This is a genomic window from Methylomonas sp. EFPC1 (assembly GCF_016925515.1).
In the GTDB taxonomy this organism is placed as follows: Bacteria; Pseudomonadota; Gammaproteobacteria; order Methylococcales; family Methylomonadaceae; genus Methylomonas; species Methylomonas defluvii.
This window is the reverse complement of sequence record NZ_CP070494.1, coordinates 159,412-174,739: the sequence shown is the minus strand read 5'-3', so window position 1 is coordinate 174,739 and position 15,328 is coordinate 159,412. Positions and strand designations below refer to the sequence as shown.

Genomic DNA, 15,328 nt, shown 5'->3' with positions numbered 1-15,328 from the left:
GCTTTGGCGAATGGAAGGAATACGATGAGACCGTTTGCCCGAAACCACCTCAGGGCAGCCCGTAAACCACAACAGTCTTGTGAGTTCAGCTATGTCAGGTCAGCTTGATTTTCCAAACAATGTCTCCAGGCGGCTGGTTGCCGGGGCGGTACTGCTTAATCTGTTGGTTATCGTCACCGTGGGATTTGCGCTGTATCGCAGCTTCGACAAATATCAACAGCGCGCCGAAATCACGACGCAGAATCTGGCCAAGGTTATCGCGCAAAACTTAGATAGCCTTATCGAAAAGGTCGACTTAGGCGTGTTGGTGGCAGTGGAGGAAATCCAGCGGCAACAGGCGTTGGGGAGTGTTGATGCCGAGGCGCTGTCGGTTTTTATGCAGCGCTTACAATCGCGTTTGCCATGGGTTATCGGGCTTAGGGCTACCGACGAGCAGGGTTGGCTAGTCTATGGCGTGGATGTGCCTAAAAATACGCGGCTCAGCATGGCGGATCGACTCTATTTTTCTAGTTTGCGCGATAATCCGGCGCTTGGGCTATTTATCAATAAACCGGTGATGTCTTATGTCAATAAGGTTTGGGTGGTTAATTTTGCGCGCCGCCTTAACCGTGCCGACGGCAGTTTTGCCGGCGTGGTTTTTGCCAATGTTTCATTGGATAACCTGGGAAAAGCGATTTCCAACGTTGATATTGGCAGTCGCGGGGCGATTAACCTGAGAGATGCGGACATGGGCTTGATCGTTCGTCATCCCGTCCATGCAGAGCCCGGCAGCGTGATTGGTGATAAAACCATTTCGCCGGAATTTCGCCGGATGCTCGCATCTGGACACACCTCGGGTGTCTTTCACACGCCTCTCAGCTTCGACAATACCGCCAGGGTGGTATCTTTTCGCAAACTGGACGCCTACCCGCTATGGGTGAGCGTCGGCCTGGCTAGGGACGATTTTCTGGCGGAGTGGTGGAATGAAGTCCTGGAAATGGCCGGCCTGGTTCTTCTGTTTGCCTTGATTTCGGTTAGTAGCGCCCGGTTCATCGTCGGTGCGTGGCGAAAGCAATTGCAGGTTGCCACCAAGTTGGCGGCCGAAGAGGAAAAGTTCCATACCGTCGCGGACTACACCTACGACTGGGAATATTGGGAAGGCGACGATCAGCAGATTTTGTATATGACGCCTTCCAGCTTGCGGGTTACCGGCTATGCGGCCGAGGAGTTTATGGCCGATGCCGGGTTATTGCCGCGCATCATACATGCCGACGACCGGCACTTAATGACCGATCATCGCCACGATATCGAGCATTTACGCCTTGCCGAAGTAGATTTCCGGATTGTCCGCCGCGATGGTGAAATACGCTGGATCTCGCATTGTTGCCAGGCCGTGTTCGGGGCGGACAATAACTACCGAGGCCGGCGCATCACTAACCGCGACATTACAGAACGCCATCTATTCGCCACCGAAATCAATCGGCTGGCGCAAGCGGCGGATCAGAATCCGACCGGCATCCAGATTACCGACCTGCAGGGCGTATTGACCTACACCAACCACGCTTATACGCGGATTACCGGGTATACGTTCGGCGAGGCTTACAAAATGACGCCTCGCGCATTATTGTCCAGTGAAATAACTGCCGATACGTACCAAGCCTGCCAGGCACAATTGGCAGCAGGCAAACTATGGAAATCTTCGCTGACCAATCGCCACAAAAACGGCGAGTTGCGCTGGGAACAGATCACCGCCTCACCGATTTACGACGAAGCTTATCAGGTTTGCAATTATCTATATTTACGCACGGACATCACCGAAGCCAAGCAAACGGAAGCGGCCTTATATAAGCTCAATCGTGAATTGCGCGCGATCAGCAATTGCAATCAGGCCTTGCTGCGACATGACAACGAACCAAGCCTGCTTAAAGAAATTTGCCGTATCGTCTGCGATGAAGCCGAATATCGCATGGCTTGGGTCGGCTACTTGGAAAACGGCCCTCCCAAAACAATACGCCCGGTGGCCTGGGCCGGTTTTGAAAACGGCTATCTGGCCGTCACCGATCACAGTGGCGGGGATGCGGCGGGCGCCCACAGTCCCGCTGCCGCCGCCATTTGCAGCGGCGAAAAAGTCTATGTTCAGGATGTCTGCACCGATGCGTTGATGGCTTTGGCACGAGACGAAGCATTAGCGCGCGGCTATCGCTCGGTTATTGCCTTGCCTTTGGCCGATCAGAACGCGGATATTTTCGGTGCGCTGACGATTTATTCCGCAGAACCCAATGCGATCACGGCAGCGGAGATTCGCTTGTTAGAGGAACTGGCCGGAGATTTGGCCTTTGGCATTTCCGTGCTCCGCGATAAGGCGGAGCGCTTACGCACGGAAGAGCATTTACGCGACTCGGAGGAGCGCTTGCGGTTGACGTTGGAAGCCGCCCAGGTCGGCGTTTGGGACTGGGATGTAAAAAACGACCAATGGTACGCTTCGCCCACCTATTACACGATGCTCGGCTATCCTGTTCGGACCGGCATGGCTGATCGGCGCGAATGGTTCGAAAGCGTTCATCCGGACGATCAAGCGGAAGTCAGCGACAAAATGAGCGGCGTGTTAGCCCGTGATTTCACGGAATATCAATATCAAGCGCGCATGCGCCACGCCGACGGCAGTTATCGTTGGCAATATGTGCGCGGTTTCGGTATTCAGCGCGATTCGGACGGTAAGGTCATACGCATGTTGGGTATTCGTATGGACATCCATGATCGCAAGCAAAACGAGGAAGAATTACGGCGCTATAAAGAACACCTCGAAGATGAAATCCAGCAACGTACCGCCGACTTGATAATTGCGCGCGATGCGGCGGAAGCGGCCAATAGGGCCAAGAGCGTATTCCTGGCCAATATGAGCCACGAATTGCGTACCCCGCTGAACGCTATTCTTGGATTCTCGAAATTGATGCGGAAAAATCCCCAACTGTCGGACGAGCAAAGGCAAAACCTGGATATTATCAATCGCAGCGGCGAGCATCTGTTGATGTTGATTAACGATGTATTGGAAATGGCTAAAATCGAAGTAGGCCGGCTACACCTGGAAAACGCGCCTTTCGATTTGGGCAATATGGTGCGCGATATTACCGATATGATGAGTGTCCGCGCCGCCGAAAAAGGCCTGAGGTTGTTGGTCGATCAGGCATCGCAGTTTCCGCGTTTCATTGTCGGCGACGAAGCCCGCTTGCGGCAAGTGCTGATTAATCTGGTGGGCAATGCTATTAAATTTACGCAGCAAGGCGGTGTTACCTTGCGCCTAGGCACTCGCAAAAATCGCATTTCGCATCTACAGATTGAGGTCGAAGATTCCGGTGTGGGGATCCCGCTGGCCGATCAGCAACGTATATTCGAACCATTCGTACAGCTAGGCGAGCAAAGGGATAGCCAAGGCACCGGCTTGGGATTGACCATTACCCGCCAGTTTGTGGAATTGATGGGCGGTACGCTTACCTTGGAAAGCCACCCGAATCAAGGCGCTTTATTTAGAATAGATCTGCCGCTCGCGGAGGTGAATCAGGCGGATATTACCGGCCCCAGTGCTGATAAAGCGGAAGCCGGCGCCGTCATCGGCTTAGTGGAAGGGCAAAGCGACTACCGCATATTAATCGTTGAAGATCAGCTCGAAAATCAGTTATTGCTGGCAAAATTGATGGAATCGGTCGGATTCTCCTGCAAAGTGGCCGGCAACGGCGCGGAGGGCATAGCGCTATTTCAAACATGGCAACCGCAATTTATCTGGATGGATAGGCAAATGCCGGTAATGGATGGTTTGGAAGCCACGAAAAGAATCCGGGAGTTGCCTGGCGGGCGGGAGGTCGTCATTGTTGCCGTCACCGCCTCGGCATTCCTGGAGCAGCGTAGCGAGCTTCTGGAAGCCGGTATGAACGATTTTGTGCGCAAGCCTTATCGCTTCAACGAAATCTACGAATGTCTGGCCAAGCACTTGGGGGTGCGTTATGTTTACGAGGGTGTTCCAGAACAAACCCCGCCAATCGCGCCATTAACGCCGAACATGTTAGCCGGCTTGCCGGCATCGGCACGCGAGGAATTGAAAAATGCACTGGAAAGTCTGGAGCCGGAACGTATAGCAAATGCCATAGTTCTGGCAACGGCGCAGGATCCTCAATTGCGCAAAACCCTGGCCTATCTGGCTGATAACTTTGACTATCCTGCCATTCTGAGGGCTTTGCCTAGCTGATTTTATCGTTCGCCGTTTTGAGTTGCACTGTTCCGGCACGTACGATTTGGCGACCGCCAAACCGATACTACGTCCGGCGTGCTGACTGGTATTCGCTTGGATCGATGGCGATGCTGAATGCTTTTAATTGCAGGCTGTCGAACGGCCAATTAAGTTGCTTTTGGCTTGGGGCATGCCACAACACCGGAATCAACAAACCATACGCCCCCTGCCATTGCTCATTGTCCATAATGTCCCGGCTGGTAAAATCCAGCCCGGCGGCTACCAGTAACGCTTCCGCCTCTTCGCACAAATGGCAGCCTTCGGTGCCGAACAGGATAAAATCGGCCACGGTTGAATCGATCAATGATTCAAATGCGCCGCCAACCAACGTTCGGCCACTTCAATCTTCAAGCCTTTACGCCGCGCGTAGTCTTCTAACTGGTCCTGATCGATCTTACCGACATTGAAATACTGCGAATCCGGATGCGAGAAATACCAGCCGCTAACCGCCGCAGTCGGATACATAGCAAAGTTTTCGGTTAGTTCGATGGTGGTGTTTTCGGTGACGTTCAGCAACTCGAACAACTTGGCTTTTTCGGTGTGGTCTGGGCAAGCCGGATAGCCAGGCGCCGGACGGATACCTTGATACGCTTCCTCGATCAGCGCGTGGTTATCGTGTTGTTCATCTTCGGCATAGCCCCAGTATTCGCGGCGTACGGCTTGATGCATGTATTCCGCAAAGGCTTCGGCTAGACGGTCGGCTAACGCTTTCAGCATGATGGAGCTGTAGTCATCATGATCTTTTTCGAACTCGGCCAGTTTGGTTTCGATGCCGATACCGGAGGTCACCGCGAAACCTCCCAGATAGTCGGCAATGCCGCTACCGATCGGAGCGATGAAATCGGAAAGACAGTAGTTTGGCCGACCCGGCGCCTTGACATTTTGCTGGCGCAAATGATGCAGCGTTTCGCGTGGCTGGCTGCGGGTGTCGTCGGTATACAGCACGATGTCATCGCCATCGCTGTTGGCCGGGAAAAAGCCTATGACGGCCTTGGCTGTCAACCATTGCTCGCGAATCAGGTGTTTCAGCATCTCCTGAGCGTCTTCGAATAGCTTGGTGGCTTCGACGCCAACCACGTGATCGCTAAGAATGGCCGGATAGCTGCCGGACAATTCCCAAGTCTGGAAGAACGGCGTCCAGTCGATGTACCAAACCAGCGTATCCAGCGGGAAATTATCGATGACTTTGGTGCCGAGAAATTTAGGCTTAACCGGCAGATGGCTGGCGTAATCGAATTTATTGAGCCGGGCTTTTTCCAGATTATGCTGCGGATTCTTGGCGTGCCGCCCCTTGTGACGTTCACGTACCACTTCATACTCGGCGCGGGTTTTCTCCACGAAATCAGCTTTTAACTCGTCGCTGAGCAGTGAGCTGACCACGCCGACACTGCGCGATGCATCCGTAACATATACGGTCGGCGACTGATAATGCGGCTCGATTTTGACGGCGGTATGGGCGCGCGAAGTTGTTGCACCGCCTATCATCAATGGGATAGTAAACCCTTGGCGTTGCATTTCCTTGGCGACATGCACCATTTCATCCAGCGACGGGGTGATCAGGCCGCTGAGACCGATCACATCGACGTTTTGCTCACGGGCGGTTTTCAAAATCGTCTCGGCCGGCACCATCACGCCCAAATCGATGACTTCATAGTTGTTGCATTGCAACACCACGCCGACGATGTTTTTGCCGATGTCATGCACGTCGCCTTTAACAGTAGCCATCAGCACTTTACCGTTGGTTTGCCGCTCGCTGCCGTCTATTTCGGCATCCATAAACGGCATTAAATAGGCCACGGCTTTTTTCATGACCCGCGCCGATTTTACGACTTGCGGCAGGAACATCTTGCCCTCGCCGAACAAATCGCCTACCACGTTCATGCCATCCATCAGCGGACCTTCGATGACGTGCAGCGGCTTTTCGGCTTCCAGCCTTGCCGCTTCGGTGTCTTCTTCGATGTAATCGGCAATGCCTTTCACTAACGCATGTTCCAGGCGTTTAGTGACCGGCCATTCACGCCATTCCAAGGTTTCCTGTTTCGCTGTCTGGCCGCTACCACGATATTTCTCGGCAATTTCCAGCAGCTTTTCGGTGCCTTCCGGGGTGCGATTCAAAATCACGTCTTCGACGGCATTGCGCAGTTCTTCCGGAATATCGGCGTAAATCGCCAACTGCCCGGCGTTGACGATACCCATGTCCATGCCGGCATGTACGGCGTGGTACAGAAATACGGCGTGGATCGCCTCTCGCACCGGATTGTTGCCGCGGAACGAGAACGATACATTCGATACGCCGCCGGAAATCAAGGCATGCGGCAAGGTCTGCTTGATCATACGGGTGGCTTCGATGAAATCGACACCGTAGTTGTTGTGTTCCTCGATGCCAGTGGCCACCGCGAAAATGTTGGGGTCGAAGATGATGTCTTCTGGCGGGAAGCCGATTTGTTCGGTCAATATTTTGTAGGCGCGGGTGCAGATTTCCACCTTGCGCGCCATCGTGTCGGCCTGGCCTTGTTCGTCGAAGGCCATCACAATCACGGCAGCGCCATAGCGGCGCACCAGCTTGGCGTGTTCGATGAACAGTTCTTCGCCTTCCTTGATCGAGATCGAGTTGACGACGCCCTTGCCCTGGATGCATTTCAGACCGGCTTCCAGAATCTCCCATTTTGAGGAATCCAGCATGATCGGTACTTTAGCGATGTCCGGCTCGGCAGCTAGCAAGTTCAAAAACCGCACCATCGCGGCTTTCGAATCCAGCATACCCTCGTCCATGTTGATGTCGATAATTTGCGCGCCGTTTTCGACTTGCTGTTTAGCAACTTCCAAGGCTTCCTCGTAGCGTTCTTCAATGATCATTTTCTTGAAGATCGCCGAACCGGTAACGTTGGTACGCTCGCCGACGTTAACGAATAAAGTTTCCGGCCCGATGCTCATCGCTTCCAGCCCGGCCAGGTAGCAGCGCTTTTCCAACTCGGGAATCTTACGCGGCGGATATTTTTCCAGCGCGGCGACGATGGCGCGAATGGTGTCCGGCGAGGTACCGCAGCAGCCGCCTATGATGTTTAAATAACCGCTGGCGGCCCAGTCGGCCAATTCAGCGGCCATCATTTCCGGCGTTTCGTCGTATTCGCCGAATTCGTTGGGCAGGCCGGCGTTCGGGTGGGCGGAAACGTAAGTGTCGGCGATGTTGGATAATTCTTCGATGTATTGGCGTAGTTCCTGCGCACCGAGCGCGCAGTTGAAGCCGATCGAGATGGGTTGCACGTGTTTCAACGAATACCAGAATGCGGCGGCGGTCTGGCCGGATAGCGTACGGCCGGAGGCGTCGGTAATCGTGCCGGAGATCATCACCGGCAATTTGTAACCTAGCTTGTCGAAAGTCTGTTCAACCGCGAATATCGCCGCTTTCGCGTTCAAGGTATCGAATACGGTTTCGATCAGGATGATGTCGGCGCCACCGTCGATCAAGCCCTGAGTGGCTTCGCTGTAGGCGCTTACCAAATCATCGAACGTGATGTTACGGAAGCCGGGATCGTTGACATCCGGCGACATTGATGACGTGCGATTGGTGGGGCCCAAGACGCCGGCGACGAAACGCGGCTTGTCCGGCGTTAACGCGCTGACTTCGTTGGCCGCCTGTTTAGCGACGCGGGCCGAAGCTACGTTGATCTCGTAAGCCAGGTCTTCCATCCGATAATCGGCCATCGCGATACGGGTGGAATTGAAGGTATTGGTTTCCAGAATATCCGAGCCGGCATCCAGATAGGCGCGATGAATCGCCTTGATTACCTCGGGCTGGGTAATCGATAATAAATCGTTGTTGCCCTTAAGATCGACAGGCCAGTCTGCAAAGCGTACGCCGCGATAATCCTTCTCCTCCAGTTTGTAGCTCTGAATCATGGTGCCCATCGCACCGTCCAGAAACAAAATCCGTTGAGATAATAACTGGTGTAATCTTTGTGTGCTGTTCATACTGCCTGAGGGTCGTAAGGGTGAATATCGGTGGGCTAGTCCGCTTTATTATCAAACCAAATTTTGAGGGAAATCATGTCTAAACCCAGTCTATTGCATGTCATAAAAAGCGTGTTTGCCGCCGTGATCGGCGTGCAAAGCAATAAGAATAGAGAGCTTGATTTTCAGCACGGCTCTTTGCCTGCCTATATTGTCGTCGGGCTGATTGCGACTGTGCTGTTTATTTTAACGATAGTCAGCATCGTATCCGCAGTTACCGGCGGCTGAGGAATTTCGACGGTAACGAAGCCCAAGCGGCCTTGGGCTTCGGAGCCAGCCAAGTTGGTTAGTTGCTGGAGGTTTTGAAGCTGTTTTTGATGCTGACAAACAACTCTTTGATGCCGCTGAACAGGTTGGCTGGTGTCAACGCTTGTTTCAAAATAAACTGACAGCGAATCAGAGCGACAGCCAACACACCAGCAAACGGCGGTAGTAATTCGAAGAAAACCGGCATGAACCAGCCGCCGGCTCCTTCCTGGGTTTTTCTATCGCCGACGCTGGTCAAGTCGCGATCATATTCGCCGCCGACATCTTTACCGTCTAAGCCGTCGATGATCATAATGTTGATGTTGTAGAACAACACCTGAATGACCAAGAACACTATGGCACAGCCGGCAACCCACATCAGCACATTACCCGTTTTGGCTTTTATCAGGGTTTGATATACCCAGATTGCCGTCAAAATCATTATTACGCCACCAATCATCTCTATTCCCCTTGTTGAAACTGTTTTTATAATTCTCAAAATTCAGGTTGAGAAAGCATACTACCATAATCCACCTGGATGGCAATTGCGGTCGGATGTTTCCGCGATAGCCATGAATCGCTTGACTTTGAAGGTGGCTAAAGTAACATATGAAGCTCGACCGCCAAAGACATGGCAAATTTTATAACAACTAACTAAAGGTAGGAGGCACCCATGGGAGCGATCTTAGATTTAACAGAAATGCTGAAAGAACCGTCGGGCATGATTGGAGCGGTAGTTATCATCGCTGCAGGATACTTCTTTGTAAAATGGGTTTTTGCTGAGCCTAAAGACGAAGAGTAAGCTACACCCCCTCGCTTACAAAGCTTTTCTGGAAAAAGCGGCTACGGATAGATCCCGTAGCCGCTTTTTTTTTGCCTGACGCATACCTTTTTCAAATCCCTTATAATCTGTGGACTTTTAGCCTGCCGACCCGCCATGTACAAACTGTTAGTTCAGAAAGTCAATGCTCTTTATTCTAAAAAAGTACCCGCTACCGGCGTAGGCCTTTTCAGGCTTTTGTTTGGGGTGGTGACACTGCAGGAAGTTTTTTTTCTGCTGTATTTCAACCACTTGATATTCGACCCCATCCCATTCATGGATGTCGAATTTCCGATGATTCCGTTCTTCCTTTGGCTATGGGCCGCGGTGGCGTTTTGTCTGGTCATCGGCTACCGCTGCCAGGCGGCCAGTGCCGCTAACTACATTTTTTGGCTGCTATTCGTTAATTTCACGCCTATGCAGCGCGATTTCGACGGCGGCTTCGATTTGTTCATGATTGGCGCCAATTTCTTTCTGATCTTCATGCCTATGGACCAAGCCTTTTCTGTTGATGGCCTTAGGAAAAAATTGCTGCGCCCCTTTAAGCATTATTCTCAATACCAGACTCCGGAAGTGTCTGCGCTGACTTATTATCTACCTGTCGCGATTTGTCTGGGCTTTTTGTATTTCGATTCCGCGATACACAAGATGTTTGCCGAGCATTGGCGCAACGGCTTGGGTGCTTGGTTGCCGTCTTCGATCCCGTATTACATGTCCGCGCTGGATTTGTCCTGGCTGCTGAATATCGAGATTTTGCAAAAAATCATCGGCTATACCATCATCGTATTCCAGTTTACTTTCCTGTTGTTTTTTCATCGCCGCCAGTTCAGATGGCTGTACTTTCTGATCGGGATTTCCTTGCATTTGGGCATTACCCTGTCCTTCAATATTTACCCGTTCGGAATGGGAATGCTGATTTTCTATGCCCTGGTAATGCCATTTGCCTGGTATAGAAAAATCGGGGCACTTCTACGGATCAAACAACCACTATTGACGGTGTTTTACGACCAACAATGCCCATTGTGCAATCGCACAGTTTTAACACTGAATCATTTCGACGTTTTGCACGGTGTTGATTTCAAGCCCGCACAAGTGTTTGCAATCGATTATCCAGCTCTAGCCGAATTGGGCGAAAAGCAACTGCTGACCGATTTGTACGCGGTGGATGGCGATGGACGGGTTTATGCCGGCGTTGATACTTACGCGCAAATTTTAATCTCGATGCGCTACACCGCGATGATAGGCTGGGCCATGAAACTGCCGCTGCTTTATCAGTGGATATGCGGGCGCTACCGGGCGATTGCCGATTCGCGCACACGATTGGCGTGCGATGTGAGCTGTCTGCCGGTATCAGTTGAAAACCTGCCGCCGAGTTTGTACGAGCGAATCTTCGAAGCGGAGCATGCCTTACCGGCCAGAAGTCGCGTACACAAAATCAGCAAAGTGTTGCTGGTGTTGATCTTGTTTCAGTTCAACAGCAGCTTTCACTATGGTTTGCTGTACCGCCTGCATGTCGATACCCGCCAGTCGCCGATAACCAGCATGCTGGCGGATATGAGCAACGCGGTCTTAATGATGTCTCACACGTTTTTGGGCATCACCCCTCACGCGCTGTATCTTCACGACCATTTCGAAGGCTATGACCGTTTACTGGCTATTACCTATTTGGATGCCAACGGCGAAGAGCAATGGTTACCGTTTGTTGACCGGCAAGGCCGCCTGTTGGCGCCGAATTGGGGACGGGTGCATTCCATGTGGGCCAACATTGCGGTAACCCCAAATATCGACGAGCTCCGCTTGAAAAAATTCATCATGAAAGTCACGGCGTTCTGGGGAAAAAAGAGTGATTTAGAGCTCGATAGCACGCAATTTATCGTCAAAATGAAGAGAATTCGAGCACCGTTTGTGTGGGAAAAAGATCTCAGGAACAGCAACTTGGCCGGAGAATGGCAAGCAATAGGCTCCGCACAATGGACTGGAAAGGACATAAAGATCAACCTGCCGAAAGACATCGATATTTTGTAAACATCTAGGGTATTGCATACTCGGTTTTGTCATGCTATAAATTTTGCGTGCTTGAATTTGAGTACACACAAAAATAAAAACCTTTAAATCGGAGGATGTTATGAAAAAAGTATTTTCTGTCTTGGCTATGGTAATGATGATTGTAAGCTTGAGCGGTTGCATGGACGACCCAGACCAAGGCAACCCAAAACCAAAAGGCTATGGCTCACCTAACCAACAAGGTTCAGGGGTTAAATAATCCTAGCCCTGGCAGGATATTCCTTCCTGAGTAAGGCCCACCCTGTGGGCCTTATATCCCAATTTCTTTTCCTCCAAACAGATTTAGTTTGCGCCAAACTGGTTCGGCATGTTTAAATCTCGCTGTGCTTAATTTTTTGTTTAGATTCAGCACACGCAAAAATATAAAAAACTTTTATTTGGAGGATGTTATGAAAAAAGTATTATCTCTTTTAGCTATGACCCTGATGATTGCTGGCCTGAGCGGTTGCATGGACGATCCGGATGCATCAAAACAAAAAGTTTCTAGCTCTACTTCTGTAGCGCTTTAATCTTTAAGCTTGAAGAAAAAGGCCCGCGAATGCGGGCCTTTTTTTTTGCAGCTTAAATTTTAGCCCCCTAATTCGAATTACCCTGCTATTCGTTCTGCATCGATTTGCAACATCGCTTTATTAATCCAGGCTTCGGCCTCTGCGTTAATATCCTTCGATTTTTTATCAATGCTACTGATAACCGGCCCAATCTTGACCTTAATAACGCCCGGATATTTCAAAAAACTGTTGCGCGGCCAATATTCTCCTGCATTGTGCGCCAGCGGAATCACCGGAAAACCGGATTTTTGCGCCAGCATTGCGCCACCCGCATTAAATTTTTTATGCGCTCCCGGTGCCACTCGGGTTCCCTCCGGAAACACCACCACGAACAAGCCTTCCTGCAAACGCTGAATCCCTTGATCGATCAACATTTTTAGCGCTTCTTTCTGATTTTGCCGGTCTATCGCGATGGGTTTTAATGTCGCCAGCGCCCAACCGCCAAACGGGATTTGCAGCAACGATTTTTTCAAAACCGCGGTTTGCGGGGAAATAAATTGCCGCAAAGCCACCGTTTCCCAGGCCGACTGATGTTTGCTGAGAATAATCGCCGCCTGATCGCGCGGAATGTTCTCCAGCCCTTCCACCTCATAACTTAAACCACAACAAAGCTTCAACATGAACAACAGGCAATCGATCCAAATATCGGCGATTTTATAGCGCATCGGAAACGGCAGAAAATAACCGCCCAAGATGGCTACACCAACAATCAGCGTCGAGAATACTATGTAAATGAACAACAATGTCGAGCCTAAATAGACTCTGAAATCAGGCTGTCGAGACGATGTGCGTGGCTGCGTCATAAAGATTATCGAAAATAGGAACGTTACGTTGTGGATTATTAAGGGCAGTTTTTTCGCCTTTCCCGGTTTTGACCAGAATAGGTTTGGCACCGGCCGATTCCGCGGCCTGAATATCGCGCAAGGAGTCGCCAATCGCATAAGTCCGGCTCAAATCAGCTTGCGTATCGGCGGCAAACCGCCGAAACAGTCCGTCCAGAGGTTTGCGGCAGTCACAAGTGTCGTTTGGGCCGTGAGGGCAAAAATAAATGGCTTCTATGTGTCCGTCGGCCTGGGACGCCAATTGCCGCATTTTGGCATGTATCGCCGCCAGCGTTGCCAAATCGAATAAGCCCCTGGCAATCCCCGACTGATTCGTAATCACCACGACTTTGTAGCCATGCCGATTTAACAGCGCGATGGCTTCCAGGCTGCCGGCCAGCGGCAGCCATTCTTCCGGTGATTTGATAAAGTCGTCGGAATCGACATTGATGGTGCCGTCCCGATCCAGAATAACGTAACGCTCGGTCACGATTGCAGTTTGGAAATATCGGCGATTTTCAGGAATTGATTGGACAATTTGGCCAGCAATGCCAAACGGCTGTTGCGTAAATCTTCGTCGTCGGTATTCACCATCACATTATCGAAAAACGCATCGACGCTATCGCGTAACTGCGCCAGCCGGCTCAGGGCCAGCGGATAATGCTGTTCGGCCAACAACGGCAAAATATCGGCTTCCGATTGCTCGGCGGCTGCCAACAAGTTTTTCTCGGCGGCTTCTACCAAAGTACCAATGCTCTCCGTAGGCGCTTGATCCGATTTTTTCAGGATGTTGATAATGCGTTTGTTCGCCGCCGCCAGACTTTCCGCTTCCGGCAAGGCTCTAAAACCTTGCACAGCGCGAATACGCAGCATGAAATCCAACGGACTAGTCGGATTAACCGCCAATACCGCTTCGAACTCGTGGCTGGTATAGCCTTGATCCAGACAATAGCCTTTTAGACGGTCAAACAGAAAACCTATCACTTTTTGCCGGGTTTCGGCTTTATTAAAGCCGTGACTGAACTGATCCAGCGCCGCATCCAACAGTTCAACGACATCCAATCCAATACCGTTTTCGATCAGTACCCGCAAGATGCCCAGCGTCGCTCGACGCAAGGCGTACGGGTCTTTATCGCCGGTTGGAATTAAGCCTGCGCTGAAAATACCGGCCAGGGTGTCGATTTTTTCCGCCAGCGCCAACGCCTGGCCGATTTGACCGCTCGGTGTCGCGCCGCCAGACTGCTTGGGATAATAATGTTCTTCCAAGGCTAAAGCCACGTCGGCATGTTCGCCGTCCGCCGCTGCGTAATAGCGGCCCATTGTGCCTTGCAGATTGGCGAATTCGCCGACCATATTGGTCATCAAATCGGTTTTGGCCAGCAATGCGGCTCGTCTGGCAAGCTCCACGTCGGCGCCCAATTTTTCGGCAACCAAAGCCGCAAGCTTGGCTACACGCTCGGTTTTATCGAACAAGGTACCCAGGTCTTTTTGGAAGACGATGCTTTTCAGGCTCTCGACCCGATCGGCCAGCGATTGTTTTCTATCCTGTTTCCAGAAAAACTCGGCATCAACCAAACGCGGCAGCACCACGCGCTCATTGCCTTGGCGGATGGAATCGGGGTTGGAGCTTTCGATATTGGCGAAAGTAATAAAATGCGGCAACAATCGGCCTGCAGCATTTTTAACCGGAAAATATTTCTGGTTGGCCTGCATGGTGGTGATCAACACCTCCTGCGGCAATTCCAGAAAACGCGCATCGAAATTACCCACGACCGGCACCGGCCATTCGTTTAATGCCGCCACTTCCTCAAGCAAATCGTCTTCGATATGGGCAATCCCGCCAACATTGCTGGCAGCCTGATTCGCAGCATCGCGGATGATGGTCATGCGTTCTTCGAAATCGGCCAGCACCTTGCCGTGCTGTTTGAGGATGTCCAGATATTCGTGTGGACTACCGATGCTCAAATCCAGTGGCGAATGAAAGCGGTGACCACGAGTGACGCGACCGGTCGTGCGGCCGAGAATATCGGTAATCAGAATTTCAGAACCCAACAGCAAAACCGCCCAATGTACCGGCCGGGCAAATTCGGCATCGAAACTTCCCCAGCGCATCCGTTTGGCAATCGGTAAATTGGCCAAACTTTTGCGGATAATGTCAGGGATCAACTCGGCAGTGGCTTGGCCTTTCACCGCTTGTTTGAATATCAGCCAAGACCCCTTGTCGGTTTCCAGCTTCTCCAAATCCTCAAAAGACGCACCGCAACTGGCGGCAAAACCCAGCGCGGCCTTGCTAGGTGAACCGTCGGGACCGTAAGCCGCCTGAATGGCCGGACCGCGCTTTTCAACAACTTTATCAGCCTGAAAGGTTTGCAGATCGTCTATCAATACCGCCAAGCGGCGCGGCGTGGCATACGCGCGGCCTTGGCCATAGCTCAAACCGGCTTCTTGCAAGCCGGCCAAAATATTGTCCAGCAAGGCCTGGCTGAGTTTTTTCAAAGACTTCGGCGGCAATTCCTCGCAGCCCAGTTCGAACAGTAAATTTTGTGTCATAGTCACA

General features: G+C 51.6%; 11 protein-coding genes. 5 read left to right on the top strand and 6 right to left on the bottom strand.

The window, feature by feature from the left end:
- Positions 1–91: 91 nt before the first annotated feature.
- Positions 92–4,219 (top strand): PAS domain-containing protein, encoded by a 4,128-nt coding sequence (locus tag JWZ98_RS00745; RefSeq protein WP_205452603.1) that lies wholly within the window; start codon positions 92–94, stop codon positions 4,217–4,219.
- A gap of 67 nt (positions 4,220–4,286) precedes the next feature.
- Here JWZ98_RS00745 and JWZ98_RS00740 read toward each other — a convergent pair whose 3' ends face one another.
- The gene (locus JWZ98_RS00740; protein WP_240348162.1) at positions 4,287–4,565 is read right to left on the bottom strand and encodes a glutaredoxin family protein; all 279 of its coding nucleotides are present in this window, start codon (positions 4,563–4,565) and stop codon (positions 4,287–4,289) included.
- Positions 4,562–8,233 carry a methionine synthase gene (gene metH, locus JWZ98_RS00735; RefSeq protein WP_205452595.1) on the bottom strand — a complete coding sequence of 1,224 codons (3,672 nt, stop codon included), beginning with the start codon at positions 8,231–8,233 and terminating at the stop codon, positions 4,562–4,564. Before metH ends, JWZ98_RS00740 begins: the two co-directional genes overlap by 4 nt.
- Before the next feature lie 75 nt (positions 8,234–8,308).
- On the opposite strand from metH, the gene JWZ98_RS00730 reads away from it, so the two are divergent.
- Positions 8,309–8,500, top strand: a complete 192-nt coding sequence (locus JWZ98_RS00730; protein ID WP_033156854.1) for a DUF2970 domain-containing protein — start codon at positions 8,309–8,311, stop codon at positions 8,498–8,500.
- Positions 8,501–8,558: 58 nt separating this feature from the next.
- On the opposite strand, the gene JWZ98_RS00725 is transcribed toward JWZ98_RS00730, so the two are convergent.
- Positions 8,559–8,978 carry a hypothetical protein gene (locus JWZ98_RS00725; RefSeq protein WP_033156855.1) on the bottom strand — a complete coding sequence of 140 codons (420 nt, stop codon included), beginning with the start codon at positions 8,976–8,978 and terminating at the stop codon, positions 8,559–8,561.
- Between the two features lie 213 nt (positions 8,979–9,191).
- Between JWZ98_RS00725 and JWZ98_RS23330 the strand changes: the two genes are divergently transcribed.
- From JWZ98_RS23330 to JWZ98_RS00715, 3 genes are all read left to right on the top strand, one after another.
- Entirely contained in the window at positions 9,192–9,320 is a 129-nt protein-coding gene (locus tag JWZ98_RS23330) for a hypothetical protein (RefSeq protein WP_255189959.1), read from the top strand.
- Between the two features lie 135 nt (positions 9,321–9,455).
- Entirely contained in the window at positions 9,456–11,363 is a 1,908-nt protein-coding gene (locus tag JWZ98_RS00720) for a DCC1-like thiol-disulfide oxidoreductase family protein (RefSeq protein ID WP_205452585.1), read from the top strand.
- 100 nt (positions 11,364–11,463) lie between these two features.
- On the top strand, positions 11,464–11,601 hold the full coding sequence (locus JWZ98_RS00715; protein WP_165385996.1) for a hypothetical protein: 138 nt from the start codon (positions 11,464–11,466) through the stop codon (positions 11,599–11,601).
- 387 nt (positions 11,602–11,988) lie between these two features.
- Here the strand turns inward: JWZ98_RS00715 and JWZ98_RS00710 are convergent, their stop codons facing one another.
- From JWZ98_RS00710 to glyS, 3 genes are read right to left on the bottom strand one after another with little or no spacing between them, the layout of a single operon-like run.
- Positions 11,989–12,753: a lysophospholipid acyltransferase family protein gene (locus tag JWZ98_RS00710; RefSeq protein WP_205452583.1), complete on the bottom strand. Its 765-nt coding sequence runs from the start codon at positions 12,751–12,753 to the stop codon at positions 11,989–11,991.
- Positions 12,719–13,261 (bottom strand): D-glycero-beta-D-manno-heptose 1,7-bisphosphate 7-phosphatase, encoded by a 543-nt coding sequence (gene gmhB, locus JWZ98_RS00705; RefSeq protein ID WP_205452581.1) that lies wholly within the window; start codon positions 13,259–13,261, stop codon positions 12,719–12,721. Before gmhB ends, JWZ98_RS00710 begins: the two co-directional genes overlap by 35 nt.
- Positions 13,258–15,327, bottom strand: coding sequence for a glycine--tRNA ligase subunit beta (glyS, locus tag JWZ98_RS00700; protein WP_205452580.1), 2,070 nt, complete (start codon positions 15,325–15,327; stop codon positions 13,258–13,260). Before glyS ends, gmhB begins: the two co-directional genes overlap by 4 nt.
- Position 15,328: the final 1 nt, after the last annotated feature.